The sequence below is a fragment of the Pseudomonas sp. N2-3-1-14 genome, from assembly GCF_041228395.1.
Taxonomy (GTDB): domain Bacteria; phylum Pseudomonadota; class Gammaproteobacteria; order Pseudomonadales; family Pseudomonadaceae; genus Aquipseudomonas.
On the sequence record NZ_CP166199.1, the window covers coordinates 2,251,084 to 2,270,894 of the forward strand.

General features: G+C 61.7%; 19 protein-coding genes and 2 pseudogenes. 9 read left to right on the top strand and 12 right to left on the bottom strand.

Annotated elements, in window-relative coordinates; translation table 11 throughout:
- Positions 1-5: 5 nt before the first annotated feature.
- From codA to AB5I78_RS10545, 5 genes are all read right to left on the bottom strand, one after another.
- On the bottom strand, positions 6-1,241 hold the full coding sequence (codA, locus tag AB5I78_RS10525) for a cytosine deaminase (protein WP_145163338.1): 1,236 nt from the start codon (positions 1,239-1,241) through the stop codon (positions 6-8).
- Between the two features lie 27 nt (positions 1,242-1,268).
- Positions 1,269-2,486: a PucR family transcriptional regulator gene (locus tag AB5I78_RS10530; RefSeq protein WP_369303335.1), complete on the bottom strand. Its 1,218-nt coding sequence runs from the start codon at positions 2,484-2,486 to the stop codon at positions 1,269-1,271.
- A complete protein-coding gene (codB, locus tag AB5I78_RS10535; RefSeq protein ID WP_242201511.1) occupies positions 2,483-3,751 on the bottom strand; it encodes a cytosine permease in 1,269 nt (422 codons plus the stop codon). Before codB ends, AB5I78_RS10530 begins: the two co-directional genes overlap by 4 nt.
- Positions 3,752-4,135: 384 nt before the next feature.
- Positions 4,136-4,492 carry a 6-carboxytetrahydropterin synthase QueD gene (gene queD / locus AB5I78_RS10540; protein ID WP_003173033.1) on the bottom strand — a complete coding sequence of 119 codons (357 nt, stop codon included), beginning with the start codon at positions 4,490-4,492 and terminating at the stop codon, positions 4,136-4,138.
- A gap of 76 nt (positions 4,493-4,568) precedes the next feature.
- Entirely contained in the window at positions 4,569-5,648 is a 1,080-nt protein-coding gene (locus tag AB5I78_RS10545; protein WP_145163344.1) for a patatin-like phospholipase family protein, read from the bottom strand.
- A 159-nt stretch (positions 5,649-5,807) separates the two neighbouring features.
- On the opposite strand from AB5I78_RS10545, the gene AB5I78_RS10550 reads away from it, so the two are divergent.
- Genes AB5I78_RS10550 through AB5I78_RS10565 form a run of 4 tightly spaced genes read left to right on the top strand, consistent with a single transcriptional unit; the run spans position 5,808 to position 8,408 of the window.
- Entirely contained in the window at positions 5,808-6,110 is a 303-nt protein-coding gene (locus tag AB5I78_RS10550) for a PepSY domain-containing protein (protein WP_145163346.1), read from the top strand.
- Positions 6,110-6,424, top strand: a complete 315-nt coding sequence (locus AB5I78_RS10555) for a PepSY domain-containing protein (RefSeq protein WP_145163348.1) — start codon at positions 6,110-6,112, stop codon at positions 6,422-6,424. Before AB5I78_RS10550 ends, AB5I78_RS10555 begins: the two co-directional genes overlap by 1 nt.
- Positions 6,424-7,092 carry a response regulator transcription factor gene (locus tag AB5I78_RS10560; RefSeq protein ID WP_106580083.1) on the top strand — a complete coding sequence of 223 codons (669 nt, stop codon included), beginning with the start codon at positions 6,424-6,426 and terminating at the stop codon, positions 7,090-7,092. Before AB5I78_RS10555 ends, AB5I78_RS10560 begins: the two co-directional genes overlap by 1 nt.
- Positions 7,089-8,408 carry a sensor histidine kinase gene (locus tag AB5I78_RS10565; RefSeq protein WP_369303336.1) on the top strand — a complete coding sequence of 440 codons (1,320 nt, stop codon included), beginning with the start codon at positions 7,089-7,091 and terminating at the stop codon, positions 8,406-8,408. The genes AB5I78_RS10560 and AB5I78_RS10565 overlap by 4 nt, the downstream gene beginning before the upstream one ends.
- Positions 8,409-8,554: 146 nt before the next feature.
- Here the strand turns inward: AB5I78_RS10565 and AB5I78_RS10570 are convergent, their stop codons facing one another.
- Both AB5I78_RS10570 and AB5I78_RS10575 read right to left on the bottom strand, forming a co-directional pair.
- The gene (locus AB5I78_RS10570; protein WP_370004744.1) at positions 8,555-9,310 is read right to left on the bottom strand and encodes a methyl-accepting chemotaxis protein; all 756 of its coding nucleotides are present in this window, start codon (positions 9,308-9,310) and stop codon (positions 8,555-8,557) included.
- 102 nt (positions 9,311-9,412) lie between these two features.
- Positions 9,413-10,702, bottom strand: a pseudogene (locus AB5I78_RS10575) (HAMP domain-containing protein); the annotation flags it as partial.
- 244 nt (positions 10,703-10,946) lie between these two features.
- Between AB5I78_RS10575 and AB5I78_RS10580 the strand changes: the two are divergent.
- The 3 genes and pseudogenes from AB5I78_RS10580 (at position 10,947) to AB5I78_RS10590 (ending at position 14,048) form a co-directional block, all read left to right on the top strand.
- The gene (locus tag AB5I78_RS10580) at positions 10,947-12,266 is read left to right on the top strand and encodes a Na+/H+ antiporter family protein (RefSeq protein WP_178119720.1); all 1,320 of its coding nucleotides are present in this window, start codon (positions 10,947-10,949) and stop codon (positions 12,264-12,266) included.
- Positions 12,267-12,368: 102 nt separating this feature from the next.
- Positions 12,369-13,190: pseudogene (locus tag AB5I78_RS10585) on the top strand (cache domain-containing protein); the annotation flags it as partial.
- 102 nt (positions 13,191-13,292) lie between these two features.
- Complete coding sequence (locus AB5I78_RS10590) at positions 13,293-14,048, top strand: methyl-accepting chemotaxis protein (RefSeq protein ID WP_370004746.1); 756 nt, start codon at positions 13,293-13,295, stop codon at positions 14,046-14,048.
- A 173-nt stretch (positions 14,049-14,221) separates the two neighbouring features.
- On the opposite strand, the gene yegQ is transcribed toward AB5I78_RS10590, so the two are convergent.
- Positions 14,222-15,535: a tRNA 5-hydroxyuridine modification protein YegQ gene (gene yegQ / locus AB5I78_RS10595; RefSeq protein WP_369303339.1), complete on the bottom strand. Its 1,314-nt coding sequence runs from the start codon at positions 15,533-15,535 to the stop codon at positions 14,222-14,224.
- Positions 15,536-15,886: 351 nt separating this feature from the next.
- On the opposite strand from yegQ, the gene AB5I78_RS10600 reads away from it, so the two are divergent.
- On the top strand, positions 15,887-16,954 hold the full coding sequence (locus tag AB5I78_RS10600) for an AI-2E family transporter (protein WP_106580092.1): 1,068 nt from the start codon (positions 15,887-15,889) through the stop codon (positions 16,952-16,954).
- A 19-nt stretch (positions 16,955-16,973) separates the two neighbouring features.
- Here AB5I78_RS10600 and AB5I78_RS10605 read toward each other — a convergent pair whose 3' ends face one another.
- From AB5I78_RS10605 to AB5I78_RS10615, 3 genes are all read right to left on the bottom strand, one after another.
- Complete coding sequence (locus AB5I78_RS10605; RefSeq protein ID WP_106580093.1) at positions 16,974-17,156, bottom strand: hypothetical protein; 183 nt, start codon at positions 17,154-17,156, stop codon at positions 16,974-16,976.
- Between the two features lie 91 nt (positions 17,157-17,247).
- Positions 17,248-17,442, bottom strand: coding sequence for a hypothetical protein (locus AB5I78_RS10610; RefSeq protein WP_145163363.1), 195 nt, complete (start codon positions 17,440-17,442; stop codon positions 17,248-17,250).
- Between the two features lie 234 nt (positions 17,443-17,676).
- Positions 17,677-18,030: a hypothetical protein gene (locus tag AB5I78_RS10615; protein ID WP_053255424.1), complete on the bottom strand. Its 354-nt coding sequence runs from the start codon at positions 18,028-18,030 to the stop codon at positions 17,677-17,679.
- A gap of 156 nt (positions 18,031-18,186) precedes the next feature.
- Between AB5I78_RS10615 and AB5I78_RS10620 the strand changes: the two genes are divergently transcribed.
- The gene (locus tag AB5I78_RS10620) at positions 18,187-19,005 is read left to right on the top strand and encodes a shikimate 5-dehydrogenase (protein ID WP_369303340.1); all 819 of its coding nucleotides are present in this window, start codon (positions 18,187-18,189) and stop codon (positions 19,003-19,005) included.
- 118 nt (positions 19,006-19,123) lie between these two features.
- Here the strand turns inward: AB5I78_RS10620 and AB5I78_RS10625 are convergent, their stop codons facing one another.
- Positions 19,124-19,774, bottom strand: a complete 651-nt coding sequence (locus AB5I78_RS10625; protein ID WP_369303341.1) for a YceH family protein — start codon at positions 19,772-19,774, stop codon at positions 19,124-19,126.
- Positions 19,775-19,811: the final 37 nt, after the last annotated feature.

The window sequence follows — 19,811 nt, forward strand, 5'->3', positions numbered from 1 at the left end:
ACCGTTTACAAAAACTCCACCTGCGCCGGTTGCCGTTTCATCAGAACTTTGCCATTGCGGATTGAGTACAGCGGCAGGCCCTGGCTGCGAATAACTTCGTAGTCGCTGTTTGCCGACAAGATCAGCAAGTTGGCCGGGCGCCCGGGCTCCAGGCCATAACGCTCGCCCAGGGCCATGGCCTTGGCACTGTTGTCGGTGACCAGGTCCAGGGCACTTTGCAGATTGCGGTAGCCGAGCATATGGCAAATGTGCAAACCGGCTTCCAGGACCCGCAGGATGTTGCCGTTGCCCAGGGGGTACCAGGGGTCGACGATCGAGTCCTGGCCAAAGCACACGTTCATGCCGGCTTCGAGCAGTTCGTTGACGCGGGTCACGCCGCGGCGTTTCGGGAAGCTGTCGAAGCGGCCTTGCAGGTGAATGCTTTCGGTGGGGCAGGACACGAAGCTGATGCCTGAGTGCCCCAGCAGGCGAAACAGTTTGGCGCAATACGCATTGTCATAGGAGCCCATCGCCGTGGTGTGGCTGGCGGTAACGCGTGCACCCATGTCGCGGCTGCGGGCTTCTTCGGCCAGCACTTCGAGAAAGCGCGAGTGAGGGTCATCGGTTTCGTCGCAGTGCACGTCCACCAGGCAACCCGTGCGTTCGGCCAGGTCCATGAGGAATTTCACCGAGCTCACGCCTTGGTCGCGGGTGTATTCAAAGTGGGGAATGCCGCCGACCACGTCGGCGCCCAGGCGAATGGCTTCCTCCATCAACTCGCGGCCATTGCGGTAGGACTCGATGCCTTCCTGGGGGAAGGCGACGATTTGCAGGTCGATCAGGTGCGAGCTGTCTTCGCGTACCTCAAGCATGGCTTTGAGTGCCGTGAGCTCGGGGTCAGTGACGTCGACGTGGGTGCGGACATGCTGAATGCCGTGGGCGGCCAGGGTCTGGATGGTTTTCTTGGCGCGAGTCTTGGTGTCTTCCTGGGTGATCGTGGCTTTACGCTCGCCCCAGCACTCGATGCCTTCGAACAGCGTACCGCTCATGTTCCAGCGCGGTTCACCAGCCGTAAGGGTGGCGTCGAGGTGAATGTGCGGTTCAACAAAAGGCGGTATGACCAGGTTGCCGGCGGCGTCCAAATCGCCGGCGCCTAAAGCAGGTGCCTCGGTTTGCGAAGTGATGCTGGCGATCCGGCCGTGTTCCAGGTGCAGATCATGCAGGCCTTCACGGTTGCGCAGGCGGGCGTTGATGATATGCATGGGCAAGTTCCTCTTGGCTAAAGACAATCAGGCAGTCAGCCGCCAGATCATCAGGGCAATTCCGATGTCCAGGCGGTCATATGAGTTGCCCAGCGTCAGCCCGCTCAGGGCTTCGATACGCTGGACGCGGTGCGTCACCGTGTTGCGGTGCAGGGCCAGGCGCTGCGCGGCGGCCACAAGGTTACCATTCTCGTGAAACCAGGCTTCCAGGGTCGGCATCAGGCAGGGGCCATGGTGGCGGTCGTGGCGCAACAACGGGCCCAGGCGTTCATTGAGAAACTGGTCGAGCAGGGCGCGATCACGCACGCCACTGAGCAGTTTCAACACGCCCAGTTCGTCATACACACAAAGCCCGGCGCGGTCGCTGAAGCGCCGCGCCGCCGCCAATGCCTGGCGTGCTTCATCCTGCGCCTGAGCCAGGCGCGCGGGTGGGTGTGCAGCGGCGCTGAGGCCGATAAACAGTTTCAAAGGGGCCAGCCGCAGGTTCAAGGGGTTAAGCCAGGCAGCCAATTGTTGGCGATTGGCCAACGCTTGCACGGCATCGGTGGCCGGCAGCAGCAATGTCCAGTGCCCAGCCCTGCCCACTATCGGCAACGCGGCATGATGCTGCGCCGAGAACTGGCGCAATCGACGGGCGATACCGTCGTGCTGCCGGGCCAACTGCGCTTCTGCCTGCGCGGTATCACCCTGGGCAAATAATGCCTCGCCACCCTCCAGTTGCAACTGGACAATCTGCCAATGCCCGGCCAGCGACATGCCCAGTTGCGCGGCCCGATGCAGCAACACTTCAAGGGACTGATAATCACCGGCGAGCAAGCGTTCCAGCACGTCGTGTCGCGAACGGCCCAGTTGCTCGGACTGGATCAGCGCCGAACCAATCGCTTGGGTCACCAGCACCATTTTCAGCGAGTAAGGCTGCTCGATCAGCGGCATCCCGGCCGTTTCGGCGGCGTCCAACAGGCGCTGGGGGATCGCCTGAATATAGGCCGGCCCTGTGAGAATCACCAAACCGGCAACCTGACGCTGGCACGCTTCCTCCAGCAAGCGCAGGAGGTTGGGTTCATCGCGTGGGTGATTGATGCCGGTGACGAACACCAGCTCGCCGCCCAGCACCCACTCGGCAATCCCGCTGTTTTCCGCGACATACGGCCAGCGCACCGCGTTATCCAGGCCGCTGTCACCTGCGCGCAGGCGCATCGATTCAAGGCCGGGCAGGGCCAGTACATCAGCGACGGTAAGGCTCATGCCGGGGCATCAGCCAGCGGGGCACGCACACGCAGCACGGCGGTCAGCACGATGTAGGTCAGCGACGCGGCGACAATCCCCACCAGTGGCGCCACCCACGGCGAGTGGAACGCCAGCACCGTGCCCACCGCGTACGCCACCAGCCCAGGCCAATTGAATGCCGGCAGGCGCGTCTCGGCCAGACGCGGGTACTGGCCGCGATAGCGATAAAAGAAGTCTGCCATTATCACGCCGCCAATCGGTGGGATCACCGTGCCCAGCAAAATCAGGTAGGGCACCAGCATGTCGTACATGCCGAGCAGCGCCAGCAGGGTGCCGATGACCGCCCCGGCCAGGGTCACGGTCTTGCGGCGGCGGGTCCGCAGCAAGTTGCAGCCGGCGACGGCAAAGTTGTAAATGGTGTTGTCCTGGGTGCTCCAGATATTGAGCAGCAACATGGCCATGGCCGCCATGGCGAAGCCTTGCAGCAACAACACTTCCACCACGTCTGGCTGCTGATAGACGATGGCGCCATAGGCCCCGATCAGTACCATCAAACCATTGCCGATAAAAAAACCGATCAGGCTGGCCAGCACCGCGACCTTGGCTGAACGGGAAAACCGCGTCCAGTTGGTGGCCTGGGTCGCGCCGCTGACAAAGGTGCCGAACACCAGCGTGATCGCGGTGGACAAATCCAGCTCGCCCGTCGGCACGACTGCCAGCAGGCCGTCCAGCCCGCCGACTTTTATCGTGGCGACCCACATCGACAGAAACAGCAAGATGCCCATGGCCGGCACCGCGATGTAGGACAGCACCTCCAGCCCGCGATATCCCACGTACGCCGTGGCGCAGAACACCATGCCGAACAGCACCATCAGGCCCAATACGCTGCCCTGGCTCAGCTCGAAATACTTGCCCAACACCACGGCGGCGGTGGCCGTGCCCCAGGCGTACCAGCCGATCTGGGTGAAGCCGAGGATCAAGTCGCTGAGCTTGCTGCCGACCTCGCCAAAGCAGAAGCGGCCCATCAACACTGAATTCAAGCCACTCTTGAACGCGATGTAACCCAGGCCCGCGGCGTAAATGCCCAGCAACAGGTTACCGAGGGCCACAACGCCAAGCATGTCGGTAAAACTGAAGGCTACGCCCAGCTTGCCGCCGGCAAACATGGTCGCGGTGAAAAACGTGAACCCCAGCAGCACCATGGCGGTGGACGCCAGGCCCTTGCGCGCATGCATCGGCACTTCGCTGAGGGGGTAATCGTTGCCTGGTTCTTGCTGAGTCATGGCCCTGCTCCCTGAATGAGTGACGCAGGCCTGTTGCACCGCGCGTGCCAAATCGGCAGAAGTGACAGGCGCACGGAAGATGCTGTGCACCGTGCACAGTATTTATAGCCATATTGGGGAGAATCGCAGGGAACAGTGGTCTTTGTGCCCAGTCAGGCACGAAAGCGGTGCAGCGGTGATACAAATTGGATCAGCATCTTGCGCCGTGGCTTGGTCGTGGACACGCGGCGCGAGCCATGCGCTATGGCGCGACGGTTTCCAAGCTCGCAAGCCGTGTGCGCGGCCAATCTCGAACCGCGTAGCACAGCCCTCCGGCATCGGCCGGGGACGGCGGCCGGCGCATAAAAAAACCACCGCAAGGGTGGTTTTTTTCACCGCGTGGGCTTACTCGCCGCGGTAGATGCAGCCGCTGGTGCAGGTCTCATGGATGCGAATCGCGCTGAGTTCCGGCAGCAAAGGTTTGAGCTCATTCCAGATCCATTTGGCCAGCACCTCGCTGGTTGGGTTTTCCAGGCCTGGGATGTCATTGAGGTAGTTGTGGTCGAGGCGTTCATAGAGCGGCTTGAAAATCGCCTTGATCTCCGAGAAGTCGCGAATCCAGCCGGTATGCGGATCGAGGTCGCCGCTCAGGTGGATCGCCACCTTGAACGAATGCCCATGCAGGCGCCCGCATTTATGGCCGTCCGGTACGTGGGGCAGGCGGTGGGCGGACTCGAAGGTAAACTCTTTGAAGATTTCCACAGTATTTTCAGCTCGGTCAGGTATCTGGCAGGCGGCGAGTTTAACAGCTTGATCCTTCGCCGCGCATACCGCTTGGTCATAGCGCCAGCAAGTGCTCGCCCAATGTGCCGTTATCCGCCAGGTCGAGGAACTCATCGCCTAACCGTCGGCTCTCGCTCATCGCGGTTTGCCAGTACTTGTTGCGGCTCGGGTCATCGCCCATGAAGCGCTTGAAGTCGCTGCGGTCCGGCAGTTTGCCGTGGGGCAGGCGGGCGAGGTAGTCCCTGGACGGGGCCAGCAGCAACACATCCTGCAAACCCTGTTGATTACTGCGCCGCCACGGCAGGCCCTTGTCGAACCAGCCGGGGATGACCCGGTCGGTGAAGTGCGGATACAGCACGATGTCATCGCCGTGGTAGGGCAGGTCGAGGTGATAGTCGAGCAGGCCGCCATCGCGGTAAGTGCCGGCGCCCGCGCCGGGCAGGTCGCGTACGCCTTGCATCACCATGGGGATCGAGCCGGACGCCAGCAGTGCCTGGCGCAAGTTGCGCAGGTCCAGGTCGAGGAAGCGCGACGGGAAGTCCTTCAGCGGATGCACCGGCGGCGCCTGGCGCGGGTCGTGGATGATCAGCCGTTCGAAGTGCCGCGCCAGCCGCGCACGGCCGCGCAGGTTGTCGGCAATGACCGACGACAGGCCCAGACCGAGCCGACCGCGATGGTCATCGGCGAGCAGGCCGTGGCTTTTGACCACCATGATGTTCAGGCGATAGTCGGGGTTGTCCAGCACCCGCGCGTCGCGGCCTGCGAGCAGGTCATCGAGCATGCGCTGGCAGCTGCGGCTGACCTCGGCCATGGTCACGCCCTTGGCAAAGCGTTGTTCGTTGTACAGGCGGCCGAGGTCGAGCAGGCCTTGCACCGGGTCGGGCAGGCAGGCGCTGGCAAACCGCCAGGAGCCGATGGAGGCGCCGATCAGCGCACGCTCGCGTGGCGCGCGCGGCAGCCAGTCGCCGAACAAGGCCAGGTCCAGGCCCTGAATGCCCAGTGCCTTGGGGCCGCCGGCCGCGCCGGGCAGGATACCGACATCCGCAGGTTTGAGGCCTTGTTCGCGAATGCGCGCAAAGGCGCGTTTACCGGCCTTGAGCGTCAACGCGGGAAATTTGATGTGGATGGCTGTCATACCAGTCTCTTTTCAAGCGAGCGGGGCAGTATAGGAAAACTCGCGGGTGATGGGTAAAGAGGACGATTGAAAAATGCCATGGTGGCAATTCAGTTTCAGTTAAGTTGCAGCGGGTACGTTGGCCTGCGTAGGAAAAACATCCTGAAACGGAGATTTGCCATGAAGCGCCTCACAGCGCTGGTCGCCGCCGGTATCATCGCCTGCACCTCGGCGCAGGCCCGGGCAGTGGACCCTGACAAGCCACTGACAGTGCCCGGCACTGTTACAATTGTCGCCTTTGATCAGCTGGAAGCCACGGCCCTGGCACTGCACCCGGGTTCGACCCTGCTGGACACCGACCTGGACGAGGCCTACGGCAAGTACTTGTACCAAGTCGAACTGGAAGATGCCGACGGCATCGAGTGGGAAGTCGAATTGGACGCGCTCAGCGGGCACGTGCTCAAGAATCATCAGGAAACGTAATGAAGGTATATCGACGCGCCAGCGGTTTGATGGTGCTGGTGCTCCTGGCTTTTTGTTCCAGCCTGGCGGCCCGCGACCTCAACCAGGATGAAGCCTTGGCACTGCGCCAGCAGGGCGTGATCCTGCCGCTGGAGCAACTGTTGCAACAGGCCATGTCGCGCTACCCCGGCTCCCGGTTGCTGGAAGCCGAGCTTGAAAAAAAACACGGCCAATATGCCTATGAAGTGGAGCTGGTGACCACCGAAGGCGTGGTGCGCGAGATCAAGCTGGATGCCACCACCGGCGTGCTGCTCAAAGATAAGGAAGACGACTGATGCGCCTGCTTCTGGTGGAAGACAACGTTCCCTTGGCCGATGAACTGCTGGCCGGCCTGCAGCGCCAGGGCTATGCCGTCGATTGGCTGGCCGATGGTCGCGATGCCGCCTATCAGGGCCGCAGCGAACCCTATGACCTGATCATTCTCGACCTGGGCTTGCCCGGCCTGCCGGGGTTGGACGTGTTGGCGCAATGGCGCGCAGCCGCCCTGGCCACGCCAGTGCTGGTTCTCACCGCCCGCGACTCCTGGGCCGAACGCATCGAGGGGCTCAAGGCCGGTGCCGACGATTACCTGAGCAAACCCTTTCACCCCGAAGAACTGCACTTGCGTGTCCAGGCGTTGTTGCGCCGCTCCCATGGCCACGCCAACCAGCCCACCTTGCAAGCCGCCGGGTTGCACCTGGATGAAGGCCGCCAGTGTGTACTGCGCGACGGCGAAGAAATCCAGCTGACCGCCGCCGAATTCCGCCTGCTGCGCTACTTCATGCTGCACCCGGAACAGATCCTGTCGAAAAGCCACTTGGCCGAGCATCTTTATGACGGCGAGACCGAGCGCGACTCCAACGTGCTGGAAGTTCACGTCAACCACCTGCGTCGCAAGCTGGGCCGTAGCGTGATTGAGACCCGGCGCGGCCAGGGTTACCGCTTTGGCGCCAGCCCTGCATGAGGTCGATTCAGCGGCGCCTGAGCCTGGGGCTGATCAGCGTGATGGTGGTTGTCGGCGTGGTATTGGCGCAAACCAGCCTGTGGTTGTTCGAGGCCGGCTTGCAGCGCTACCTGGAAGCGGGCTTGCGCAACGACAGCGAAAACCTGCTGGTGGCGCTGGTGCGCGGGCCGAACGGTGTGCAACTGGATGAACAACGTTTGTCGCCGGCCTATCAGCGGCCGTTTTCCGGGCATTATTTCCGTATCGATTTCGCCGACACTCACTGGCGTTCCCGTTCGTTGTGGGACCAGGAGTTGCCCCGGCTGCCGGAAGCCGGGCTCAAGGGCAACCTGCAGCTGGGCCCGGAAGGCCAGCAACTGCTGGTGTTGCGCGCGGACTACAAGCGTTTTGGCCAGTCGATTTCCATCAGCGTGGCCCAGGACTACACGCCAGTGCGGGAAAGTTTCCGTCTGATGCGTCAGATCGGCCTGGTGATGGGCCTTGCGGCATTGCTGCTGGTGCTGGTCCTGCAACGGGTCACGGTGCGCCGCGCCTTGCGCCCGCTGGAAACCGCCCGCGAACAGATCGCTCAACTGCAACAAGGCCAGCGCTCACAGCTCGACACTCAAGTGCCGCTGGAACTGGAACCACTGGTGGCGCAGATCAACCACCTGCTGGCTCACACCGAAGACAGCCTCAAGCGCTCGCGCAACGCGTTGGGCAACTTGGGGCATGCGCTGAAAACACCGTTGGCCGTGCTTTTAAGCGTGGCTTCCAGTGAACAGCTCAAGGCCCATCCCGAACTGGGCAAGCTCTTGCGCGAACAGCTGGAGCAAGTGCAGCAACGCCTGAATCGCGAACTCAATCGCGCACGCCTTGCCGGTGAAACCTTGCCGGGTGCCTTGTTCGACTGCGAAAAGGAGCTGCCGGGCCTGCTCGCCACATTGAACATGATCCACGGTGAACACCTGGACTTGAGTTACCACGTCACGCCCGGCCTGCAATTGCCCTGGGACCGCGAAGACCTGCTGGAACTGCTCGGCAACCTGCTGGACAACGCCTGCAAATGGGCGGATGCGGAAATACGCTTGAGCATCAGCGAAACGCCGCACAGCTATTTGCTGGCCGTTGAAGATGACGGGCCGGGCATTCCGCAGAGTCAGCGCGACCAAGTGTTCAGCCGGGGCACGCGCCTGGATGAGCAGATCGACGGCCATGGCCTGGGGCTGGGGATTGTGCGGGATATCGTCGAGGTGTGGGGCGGGGTGTTGCAGTTGCAGGAGAGTGAGCTGGGTGGCTTGAGGGTGCTGATCGAATTGCCCAAACGCCAGGCCTGATAGACCACAAAATATAAAATGTGGGAGCGGGCTTGCTCGCGAATGCGGAGTGTCAGCCGACAAATTCGGCAACTGACACACTGCATTCGCGAGCAAGCCCGCTCCCACATTGGACCTGCTCAAGGGTCAGAATCTGTGCAACTCACTCACACCCGAAACTGATCCATCAACCCCTGCTGCTGATTCGCCAGGCTGTTCAGCGCTTGGCTCACTCGCGCCGATTCATTTGCCTGCTCCGACAGCGACTCGGTCACGTCCCGGATCGTCGCCACGTTGCTGTTGATCTCCTCGGCCACCGCGCTTTGCTCTTCGGCGGCGCTGGCGATTTGCAGGTTCATGTCGCTGATCACCGTGACTGCCTCGCCAATCTGGCGCAGCGCGGTGACCGCCTGGCCGACCTGCTCGACACTGCCCTGGGCCTGGCGATAGCTGTTGCCCATGGAGCCGACCACATCGGTGGTGCCGTTTTGCAGCAGTTCGATCACCACACGGGTTTCTTCCACCGATTCCTGGGTGCGCCGTGCCAGGTTGCGTACTTCGTCGGCAACCACGGCAAATCCACGGCCGGCCTCACCCGCGCGGGCGGCTTCGATGGCGGCGTTGAGTGCCAGCAGGTTGGTTTGCTCGGCAATGCCTCGAATCACTTCCAGCACCGAACCGATTTTCTCGCTATTGGCCGCCAAGCCTTCGACCTGAGCCATGGCGGTGCTCATGTCCGCCGCCAGGTGCCCGATGTTGGTGGTGGTGCGGTCGATCACGGTCAAGCCCTCGCGGGTGGCCTGGTCGGCGTCGCGCGCGGCTTGTGCGGCTTGGGCGGCGCTGCGGGCCACGTCCTGGGCGGTGGCGCTCATTTCGTGGGAGGCGGTGGCCACCTGATCCACCTGGCGGTATTGCTGTTCCATTCCGGCGCTGGTCTCAGTGGCAATTGCGGCGGACTGGTCGGCCGTGCCGCGGGCGTCCTGCACTGAGCGTTTGACCTGGGCAATGATCGGTTGCAGTTTGTCGAGGAAGCGGTTGAACCAGCCGGCCAGTTGGCCCAGTTCATCCTGCTTGTCGTAGGCCAGGCGACGGGTCAGGTCGCCTTCGCCGCTGGCGATGTCTTCCAGCATGCGCGCCACGCCAAGGATCGGCCGGGTCACGCTGCGCGCCATCAGCCACACCAGAATCAAGCCGACCACGGCGGCGAGCAGGCCCAGGCTCAGTTCCAGCAGGGTGCCGCGAGTGTTATCGGCATCCAGTTGCGCCTTGAGCGCTTCGGCGGGGCCCACCAGGACTTTTTCCGGCACATCCAGCAACACCCCCCATGGCTTGCCGCCGGGAATCGGTGCGAACGGCGCCAATACCTTGAGTTGATGGTTGTTGCGCACGCTGCGGATTTGCGTACTGGCCGCCAGCGCGTTGATCAATTGCGCGCCGCTGGCCGTGTCGACTTTATCCAGGCGCTGGCTGAGTTTGCTCGCATCCGGGCTGTAGCCGGCGAGCAAACCGGTGGGGCTGAGGATGCTGACTTGCGTCTGGCCGTCATACAGCTTCTGGCTGGCCTGCTGGCTCACGGCCTGCAGGCTGTTGAGGTTGATGTCCACCGACAGCGAGGCGATGACTTTGCCGTTGACCATCAGCGGAAACACGATGCTGGTCATCAGCACGTTTTGCCCGTCGATCACATAAAAGTACGGCTCGATCACGCAAGGTTTCAGGGTGGTGCGCGGGCAGGTGAACCAGGCGTTGGCTTTCTCGCCGCTGGGGCCGACGCTGGTGTCGGACATGTCGCTTTCGGGCAGTGACATGGAGGTCAATTTGCCTGGCGTCGGTTGCGACCAGTACAGGGCAAAACGGCCTTTGTCATTGCTGCCCAGTTCCGCCTGATTGGCGAACAGCTCATCCTTGCCGTCCAGCGCATTGGCTTCAAACACCAGCGACAACCCGAGCAGGTCCGGGTTGGCCTGCAGCGCGGCCTTGACCTGGCGGGTCAAGTCTTCGCGGGTGTCGAAGGCGTCGAGGAAGCGTTTTTCCGCCTGTTCGCGCAAAAACAATACCTGACGGGCAAAACCATGGCCGTACTGGTAGGCGTCCATGAATTGCTGGCGAATGCCCAGCGCCTGCACTTCACCCTGGGCCTCGATGCGCGCCTGGGCGGACTCGTCGAGCATCTGCATGCTCGAGGCTTTGACCTGCTGCGAGCTGTGCTCCATGCGATACAGCGACAGACCCACCAGCAGGGTCACGATCCCCAGCAGGCACAGGCCGGCGAGCAGGGTGATTTTCCATTGAATGGACAGCTGTCTGAGGAACATCGAGGAGCATCCTTAACCTGAAAATACAGAGAGCCTCTGTATCGGCCGCTTTTGATGCTTCTTTATTATTTAAACGTTCAATTGAGCGCTGAAAACGACGCCGTTTTTTGACATGCGCGCCCGCCTGCTGCAAAGTGCGCGCCCTCTAATAAGACCTCCTAAAGCCTGCACGCTGGCAGCCAACCCCATGGCCGCCCGGGTGCGGGCATGCCTGTTTTTATGTTTCTGTCTTGAGGTAACCATGATTAACGCAGTCATCGCCGCGGTCGGCACCATGCTGGTGCTCAGCTTGTCCCGCGTGCATGTGGTCATCGCCATCATCGTCGGCGCCCTGGTGGGTGGCTTGACCGGTGGCCTGGGCATCGAAGCCACGCTCAAGGCCTTCAATGGCGGCTTGGGCGGCGGGGCGACCGTGGCGTTGTCCTACGCCTTGCTCGGCGCTTTCGCGGTGGCGATTGCCAAGTCCGGCCTGGCCCATGCACTGGCAGACAAGGCGCTGATGCTGGTCGATCGTCAGGAAGCCAGCGGCGGCAGCCACGTCAAATGGTTGCTGATCGGTCTGTTGTGGGTCGTGGCGATTGCTTCGCAGAACATCCTGCCAATCCACATCGCGTTTATTCCGCTGCTGGTGCCGCCGTTGTTGTACGTGCTGACCAAGCTGCAATTGGACCGCCGCCTGATCGCCTGTGTGATGACCTTCGGCCTGATCACGCCGTATATGTTCCTGCCGGTGGGCTTCGGCAACATCTTCCTCAACCAGATCCTGCTGGCCAACGTGGCCAAGAGCGGCGTCGACATCAGCCAGGTCAACGTCACCCACGCCATGGGGTTGCCGGCGCTGGGCATGGTGGTTGGCCTGCTGGTGGCAGTGTTTGTCAGCTATCGCAAAAAGCGCGTGTACGACCTGGAAAAAATCGAGCGCGTCGAGCAAGTGGCTGTGCAGTACAACCCGCTGACCCTGCTGGTGGCCGGGCTGGCGATTGCCTCGGCGTTCATCATTCAGCTGTGGCTGGACTCGATGATCATTGGCGCCCTGGCCGGGTTCCTGATCTTTTCGGTGTCGGGCATCGTGCGCTGGCGCGAAACCGACGACCTGTTCACCGAAGGCATGAAGATGATGGCCATGATCGGCTTCATCATGATCGCCTCCTCGGGGTTTGCCGAAGTACTCAAGGCCACGGGTGACGTGCGTTCGCTGGTAGAAACCTCGGCGGCCTTCATCGGCCATAGCCGTGGAGTGGGCGCGTTGCTGATGTTGCTGGTGGGGCTGCTGGTGACCATGGGCATCGGCTCGTCGTTTTCCACGGTGCCGATCCTCGCCGCGATTTTTGTGCCGCTGTGTGTGCAACTGGGCTTCAGCCCGTTGGCAATTGTGTGCATCGTCGGCACCGCAGGCGCACTGGGCGATGCGGGCTCGCCGGCTTCGGACTCGACCCTCGGCCCGACTTCCGGCCTGAACATCGACGGCCAGCACCACCATATCTGGGACACCGTGGTGCCGACGTTCCTGCACTACAACATCCCGTTGCTGGCATTCGGCTGGCTCGCTGCGATGACCCTTTGATGATTTGAAACACCTCCCGCGCCACGGGTTTCCAGTGGCCTACAGATCCGTTGCAATTGGCCGATAGCCTCTCCAGGTCGCCACTAATAAGAGAGAAAAGCCATGCGTCTGAGTCTGAAGGCCAAAGTCCTGTCCCTCGCCGTAGTGCCGGTGTTGCTGTTTGCCGTGGTCATCAGCCTGACCACCGTGTGGATCCTCCAGGGCCAGGCACACAACGAGGTGGATGAAACCCGCCAGCGCCTGCTCAGCGACGCCAAGGCCACCCTGCAAAGTTATGTCGAGGTGGCCATGACCACCATCAAACCGCTCTACGACGCCGCCGCCCCTGGCGACACCGCCGCGCGGGCCGAGGTGGTCAAGTTGCTGTCCAACACCCGCTACGGCAAGGACGGCTACTTCTTCGGCTACGACTCCGAGACCATCCGCCTGTTCAAGGGCAACAGCCCCGACGGCGTGGGCAAAAGCTTCAAGGACAACCGCGACCCCAACGGCGTCTACGTCAACCGCGACCTGGTCAAGGTCGGCAAGGACGGCACCCACTACCTGCAATACAGCTCGACCCAGCCGGGGCAGACCGAGTTGGTGCCCAAGCTTGGCTACACCGAATACCTGCCCAAGTGGGACATGGTGATTGGCACCTCGGTCAACCTCGACGGTATCGAAGCCCAGGTGGCCGTGGTTGAGGCCAAGGTTGAGAAACGCATGGAAGGCGTGTTGCTGAGCATCCTCGGTGTGGCCGTGGTGGTGTTGCTGGTGATTGCCGCCGTGGGCATGGTGACCGCCAATACCATCCTGCGGCCGTTGAACTTGATGAAAGCCAACCTCGACGATATCGCGGCGGGCGAGGGCGACTTGACCCGCCGCCTGGCCATCACCAGCCAGGATGAACTGGGCGATCTGGCGGGTGCGTTCAACCGCTTTGTCGACAAGATCCACGGCCTGGTGCGCCAGATCACCGAGATGACCTCGCAACTCACCGGGTTGGTCGGGCAGGTGTCCGAGCAAGCCCAGCGCTCGGAAACCGCGATGGAGCGCCAGCGTCACGAAACGGACCAAGTGGCCACCGCCATTAATCAGATGTCCTCCGCCGCCCATGAAGTTGCGCGCAGCGCTCAGGGCGCCGCCGTCGCCGCGCAACAGACCGACGCCGAGGGCCAGGCCGCCAAGCGCGTGGTGGACGGCAGCATCGCGCAGATTCATGCGCTGGTGAATGACATTCGCAGCAGTGGTGTGTCGCTCGACAGCTTGCAACAGGACGTTTCGTCGATTGTCAGCGTGCTGGGCGTGATCCGTTCGATCGCCGAACAGACCAACCTGCTGGCACTCAACGCCGCCATCGAAGCCGCGCGGGCAGGCGAGGCCGGGCGTGGTTTTGCGGTGGTCGCCGATGAAGTGCGAGCGTTGGCCAGCCGCACTCAAACCAGCACCCAGGAAATCCAGGGCATGATCGACCGCCTGCAAAAAGGTACCGAAGCCGCCGTGGACGCGATGCGCCGTTCCAGCGATGCCGGCGACGGCACCTCGGCCCAGGCCAACCAGGCCGGCGCCTCACTGGACACCATGGCGCAGCTGATCGGCACCATCAACTCGATGAACGCGCAGATTGCCAGCGCCGCCGAAGAGCAAACTGCCGTGGCCGAAGAGATCAACCGCAGCGTGCATCAGATCGCCGTGGCGGTCGACAGTGTGGCTGATGAAACCCAACTGGGCGCCCAGACCTCTCGCAGCCTGGCGGATTTGGGCCAGCGCCTGGGGCAGTTGGTCGGTCAGTTCAGGATCTGATCTTTCATGGATTTAACCTATGTTTAACTGACGTACATACGAATATACCTCTCACACGCGGGGCCGCCGCCACGGTGATCGATGGCGTGTGCCGGGACGTCAGCCAAGCGTAGGGCGATGGTTATCCGACGTTCACCAAAGGCCGCTAGATGCGTATTCTGCGTGGCGACGCGTTAGAGGTCGCGCATCAGCAGGCCGAAACGCAGGTCCATTGCGGCCGGGAGCGGCACGTACACGGTGTGCCCGTCGCCCGGCGCGACCTCAATGGCTTCACCCTTGGCGTTGTGCAGCACGGCCAGGTCGAAGTGAAAATTCCCGGCGGGCGTCATCAATTCCAGATGATTGCCCACGGCAAAGCGGTTCTTCACCATGACCTCGGCCAGCTCGCCACGGCGCTCGCCGGTCAACTCCCCGACAAACTGCTGACGTTCCGACACCGAGCTGCCGTGCTGGTAATTCTGGTACTCGTCATGCACGTGGCGGCGCAGGAAACCTTCGGTGTAGCCGCGCTGGGCGAGTGATTCCAAATCGGTCATCAGCCGCCGGTCAAAGGCGCGACCGGTCACCGCATCGTCGATGGCCTGGCGATACACCTGGGTGGTGCGTGCGCAGTAGAAGTGCGATTTGGTACGGCCTTCAATCTTCAGCGAATGCACGCCCATGTGGGTCAGGCGCTCCACGTGCTGCACCGCGCGCAGGTCCTTGGCGTTCATGATGTATGTGCCGTGTTCATCCTCGAACGCGGGCATTTGCTCATCCGGGCGATTGGCTTCCTGCAGCAGGAACACTTGATCGGTGGGCGCGCCGATGCCCAGGGTTGGCTGACACGTTTGGACGATGTCGCCCGTAGCGTTTTCCACCGCTGGCGTGGCCTGATACTTCCAGCGACACGCGTTGGTGCAGGTGCCTTGGTTAGCGTCGCGCTTGTTCAGGTAGCCCGACAGCAGGCAGCGTCCGGAATAGGCCATGCACAGGGCGCCGTGCACGAACACTTCCAGCTCCATGGTCGGCACGTGTTGGCGGATTTCGTCGATCTCTTCCAGTGACAGCTCGCGCGACAGAATCACCCGGCTGACGCCTTGTTGCTGCCAGAACTCGACGCTGGCCCAGTTCACCGTGTTGGCCTGCACCGACAGATGAATGGGCATCTGCGGAAAATGCCGGCGTACCAGCATGATCAGCCCAGGGTCGGACATGATCAGCGCATCCGGGCCCATGCCGATCACGGGGGCCAGGTCCTTGAGGAAGGTTTTCAGCTTGGCGTTGTGCGGCGCGATGTTCACCACCACGTAGAAGCGTTTGCCCTGCGTGTGGGCTTCCTGGATGCCGAGCGCCAGGTTGGCGTGGTCGAATTCATTGTTGCGCACACGCAGGCTGTAACGCGGCTGGCCGGCGTAGACCGCATCGGCGCCGTAAGCGAAGGCGTAGCGCATGTTTTTCAGGGTGCCGGCGGGGGCGAGCAGTTCGGGGGCGATGACAGATGGCATGGGTTCGCGTCGCAAAAGGTCGCGAGGGTAGTGGAGCTTGATCTGGGATTTATTGATCCAGATCGTCCTTTGTTGATTTTGTATCGTGGTGTATCGGCAGGTGGGTTTCGACATAGGCGCGATACGTCGGGGGATTCCAATGGTGCATCCCCACAGCCACTTCGGCGAAGGCCGCTAGGACGCTCAGGAGCAGATGATTCAGACGCTGTTGAGTGAAGCAAAGGCGCAGGCTCCCGGGCAATGAGTGATGCGGTCTATGCTTGTGCGATAAGCGATGGCACTCCCAGCATTCGCAGCGGACTAAGCAACAGGGCCTGCACGGGGCCTTGGCTTTTCTGACATGGACCGGACATGAATCAAACCAACCTGCAATTCAAAACCCTGCTGTTGCTGCTGGCCCTGGTGACCATCGCTTTTATCTGGATATTGCTGCCGTTCTACGGTGCGGTGTTCTGGGCGGTGATCCTCGGCATTATCTTTGCCCCGATGCAGCGGCGCCTGCAACAGCGGTTCGGCTGGAACCGCAACCTGACGTCCCTGGCGACGCTGACGGTGTGCCTGATCATTGCGATTTTGCCGGTGATCATTACCAGTGTGCTGCTGGTGCAAGAGGGCGCGACCCTGTACAAAAATATCGAAAGCGGCAAGTTGGATGTGGCCGGGTACATCGAGCAATTCAAGAACGTCCTGCCGCCATACTTCCAGCACCTGCTGGACCGTTTTGGCATGGGCAACCTGGAAGGCTTGCGCGAAAAGATCGTTAAGAGTGCGATGCAGGGCAGCCAGTTCTTTGCGACCCAGGCGTTCAGCTTTGGCCAGGGCACGTTTGATTTCCTGGTGAGCTTTTTCATCATGCTGTATCTGCTGTTTTTTCTGCTGCGCGACGGTCCGGAGCTGGTGCGCAAAGTGCGCACGGCGGTGCCGCTGGCCGAGCCGCAAAAGCGCCGTTTGCAGCTCAAGTTCAATCGCGTGGTGCGGGCCACGGTCAAAGGCAACGTGCTGGTGGCCGTCACTCAAGGCGCGCTGGGCGGTTTGATTTTCTGGTTTCTGGATATCCCCAGCGCGTTGCTCTGGGCGGTGTTGATGGCGTTTCTGTCGCTGCTGCCAGCCGTGGGCGCGGGGATTGTGTGGGGCCCGGTGGCCATCTACTTCCTGTTGAGCGGTTCGATCTGGCAGGGCGTGGTGCTGGCGGTGTTCGGCGTCTTCGTGATCGGCTTGGTGGACAACGTGCTGCGCCCGATCCTGGTGGGCAAGGACACCAAGATGCCGGATTACCTGATCCTGATCTCGACCCTGGGCGGGCTGTCGGTGTTTGGCCTGAACGGGTTTGTGATCGGGCCGCTGGTGGCGGCGTTGTTTATGTCGAGCTGGGCGCTGTTTGTCGAAAGCAAACCGCGGGTCAAGCTGCCGCTGCCTTAGCGGTTACAGACGGCGAGCTTCAGGCGTGCAGCCTGAAGCTCGACGCCTGTTGAAGCTGCTTTTCGGCGGCCGATAACGACGTGAGCGGGCCGCTGATGGGCTCGCCATCGCGCACCAGGTACCAGCAAGCCAGCAGCCCCAGCTTGCGAAGGGGGGCGGGAACGGCGCTGCCGATAACGGACATGATCTGAACAGTGGGCATAGAGACCTCCAATTGCTATGGAGGCCACCTTACGGCGCTGCGGGCCGAAGGAAAAATCAACCGGCTCGATAGTCGTCATCAACACAAGACGTCAATCCACCACTTGATCGAGCATGATCACCACTTCCTGCTCACTGAGCAGCCCTTTGTGCACCAGGTTTTCCGCCAACAACGCCAGGAACTTCGCGCTGCGATGGCCTTCAAGGTGCTTGAGCTCTGTGAGTGCGCTGTAGACCTTGCTGGACGTGCACAGGCCGGCGGTGCGGTGCGGGTTTTGCGTGGGCATGGTCAGTCGTCCTTAATTGTTATTGGCTGGACAGAATCAATAGTGAGAGGGCTTGGTGACACAAACATGACAGCGCAAGCCAGGTTCGAGCAAGTAGACATTAGCCATAATGATGTGCGATTACGCCTCGAGCATTGTCCTCACAGCGACCTTTGCAGGGTAAATCCGGACCTTTGAGGCAAAAAAAAGGCCCCGCGTGTAAGCGGGGCCTGATCCTGTGATGTCAATTGCGTGTTACCAGCCGCGGCCGTAATAGCCATGGGGAGGGCCGTAGTAACCGCGTGGTGGGCCGTAATAAACCGGCGCCGGGCGATAATAAACCTGCTGTTGCACATACACCGGTGGCGGCGGAGCGTAGTAGACCGGAGGAGGCGCGGCATACACCGGTTGCGGCTGAACGTAAACCGGTTGCTGCACATAGACCGGCTGGGATTGGCTGGCAACCACCGAGCCGACAACGGCTGCGCCGACTAAAGCACCCAATACGGCCGGGCCACCCCAACCACCACCGTGGGCGGAGGCTTGGCCTGCCATAGCGAGTGCGCCGATAAGCAAGGCGATTTTGGGGATTTTACGGATCATGGTCATTCCTCGGTTAGCCCCTGCGCTTGTGGTCTGCAATCAATAGACTCAAGGATTGTCGCGGGGATACTTTTAAGACAACGTATTTCTGAAAAACAGCACAGCCGATAGGTAAAGGTTGTGTAAGGTCTGTACCCAATTGCTTACTCAAAGGAGTTTTCCATGCAGATGCACCCCAACAAGGACACCCAACTGTGCATGTCATTGTCGGCGCGTCCCGGGAATTTTGGCTTGCGTTTCCATAACCATCTGTATGAACAGCTGGGTCTGAACTTCTACTATAAGGCCTTCAGCAGCCAGGATTTACCCGGCGCGATCGGCGGTATACGCGCACTGGGCGTTCGCGGTTGCGGCGTTTCCATGCCATTCAAGGAAGCCAGCCTTGCGTTGGTCGATGAGCTCGACGACTCGGTCAAGGCCATCGCCTCCCTCAACACCATCGTCAACACCGACGGCCATCTCAAGGCCTACAACACCGACTACATCGCCGTCGAACAACTGCTGAAAAAGCACGCGGTACCGAAGGAATCCACCTTTGCCCTGCGCGGCAGCGGCGGAATGGCCAAAGCCGTGGCGAGTGCCTTGCGCGACGGTGGTTACGCCCATGGCGTGATTGTGGCGCGTAACGAAGCGGCCGGTCGGGCCCTGGCCCAAAGCCTGGGGTATAAATGGCAGGCAGAGCTGGGTGACTTGCGCCCGCAGATGTTGGTCAACGTGACACCGATCGGCATGACCGGTGGGGCAGAGGCGGATCAACTGGCGTTTGAAGCAGAAGCTGTGGATGCCGCCGATACCGTCTTCGATGTCGTGGCGATTCCCGCCGAAACGCCGCTGATCGTGCGCGGTCGGGCCAAAGGCAAGCGAGTGATTACCGGGCTCGAAGTGATCGCGATCCAGGCGTTGGAGCAATTTGTGCTGTACACCGGCGTGCGGCCCACGGATGAACAGTTTCAAGCCGCAGTGGCCTTCGCCCGAGCCTGAAAACCACTGGAGCTAATGTGGGAGCGGGCTTGCTCGCGAATACGGTGTGTCAGTCGACGAATGTGCCAACTGAACCACCGCCTTCGCGAGCAAGCCCGCTCCCAAATTGTTGATCGAGTTATGCCTGTTCCAGTTGTGCCAGGCGTTCTTCAAGCGCTGCGATTCTGGATTCAAGCTCTTCGATACGATCCAGAGAAACCGCCCCCGTCGACCGCTCCACCGGATTGCCCCGTGCCGCCAGAATCACCTCAATATCCGCCGGATCCCCCAGCGCGTGGGTATAACGGTCTTCCCGCTGCCCGGCCTGACGCGGCACCAGCACCGCCAGCCCGCGCGCAATCAAACGCTCCAGCTGGTGCACGACTTGCTCGGCGTCTTCAAAGTCATGCATGCGCCCGCTGCGAGTCAGCAGTTCATTGACCGTCTGCGGCCCGCGCAGAAACAGCAGCCCGATCAGTATCACCTGGGCCGGCACCAGCTCCAGTGCCTTGTCCACGCGATGCTCCCAGCGGTCGGCACGGCTGCCCATCACCAGGCGGGTAAAACCCTGGCCTTCCAGCGCGCGCAGGCTTTGGCCGACCTGGCCCTGGCTGAGGTTCGTCACCGGTTCGCGGCTGGTCTTCTGGTTGCACGCCAGCACCAGGGCGTTAAGGGTCAGCGGGTAGGTTTCCGGGTTGGTCGCCTGTTTTTCGATCAGGCAGCCCAGGATGCGGATTTCCGTGCTGTTCAGGCGCGGCTCAGGGGTCTCGGTGTCGTGCTCGGCGGTCATCGCGCTTTCCCTATGCAGTGAACCCACTAGCCTAATC

What these genes read in the sequence shown, in the direction of transcription:
- AB5I78_RS10550 (WP_145163346.1), top strand. Translation starts at nt 5,808, where the DNA reads ATGAAGCGCCTCACAGCGCTGGTCGCCGCCGGTATCATCGCCTGCACC.
- AB5I78_RS10605 (WP_106580093.1), bottom strand. Translation starts at nt 17,156, where the DNA reads ATGCCCACTGTTCAGATCATGTCCGTTATCGGCAGCGCCGTTCCCGCC.
- yegQ (WP_369303339.1), bottom strand. Translation starts at nt 15,535, where the DNA reads ATGCCATCTGTCATCGCCCCCGAACTGCTCGCCCCCGCCGGCACCCTG.
- AB5I78_RS10590 (WP_370004746.1), top strand. Translation starts at nt 13,293, where the DNA reads ATGGAGCGCCAGCGTCACGAAACGGACCAAGTGGCCACCGCCATTAAT.
- AB5I78_RS10530 (WP_369303335.1), bottom strand. Translation starts at nt 2,486, where the DNA reads ATGAGCCTTACCGTCGCTGATGTACTGGCCCTGCCCGGCCTTGAATCG.
- codA (WP_145163338.1), bottom strand. Translation starts at nt 1,241, where the DNA reads ATGCATATCATCAACGCCCGCCTGCGCAACCGTGAAGGCCTGCATGAT.
- AB5I78_RS10570 (WP_370004744.1), bottom strand. Translation starts at nt 9,310, where the DNA reads ATGGAACAGCAATACCGCCAGGTGGATCAGGTGGCCACCGCCTCCCAC.
- AB5I78_RS10615 (WP_053255424.1), bottom strand. Translation starts at nt 18,030, where the DNA reads ATGACCATGATCCGTAAAATCCCCAAAATCGCCTTGCTTATCGGCGCA.
- AB5I78_RS10555 (WP_145163348.1), top strand. Translation starts at nt 6,110, where the DNA reads ATGAAGGTATATCGACGCGCCAGCGGTTTGATGGTGCTGGTGCTCCTG.
- AB5I78_RS10560 (WP_106580083.1), top strand. Translation starts at nt 6,424, where the DNA reads ATGCGCCTGCTTCTGGTGGAAGACAACGTTCCCTTGGCCGATGAACTG.
- AB5I78_RS10610 (WP_145163363.1), bottom strand. Translation starts at nt 17,442, where the DNA reads ATGCCCACGCAAAACCCGCACCGCACCGCCGGCCTGTGCACGTCCAGC.
- AB5I78_RS10625 (WP_369303341.1), bottom strand. Translation starts at nt 19,774, where the DNA reads ATGACCGCCGAGCACGACACCGAGACCCCTGAGCCGCGCCTGAACAGC.
- AB5I78_RS10620 (WP_369303340.1), top strand. Translation starts at nt 18,187, where the DNA reads ATGCAGATGCACCCCAACAAGGACACCCAACTGTGCATGTCATTGTCG.
- codB (WP_242201511.1), bottom strand. Translation starts at nt 3,751, where the DNA reads ATGACTCAGCAAGAACCAGGCAACGATTACCCCCTCAGCGAAGTGCCG.
- AB5I78_RS10545 (WP_145163344.1), bottom strand. Translation starts at nt 5,648, where the DNA reads ATGACAGCCATCCACATCAAATTTCCCGCGTTGACGCTCAAGGCCGGT.
- AB5I78_RS10600 (WP_106580092.1), top strand. Translation starts at nt 15,887, where the DNA reads ATGAATCAAACCAACCTGCAATTCAAAACCCTGCTGTTGCTGCTGGCC.
- AB5I78_RS10565 (WP_369303336.1), top strand. Translation starts at nt 7,089, where the DNA reads ATGAGGTCGATTCAGCGGCGCCTGAGCCTGGGGCTGATCAGCGTGATG.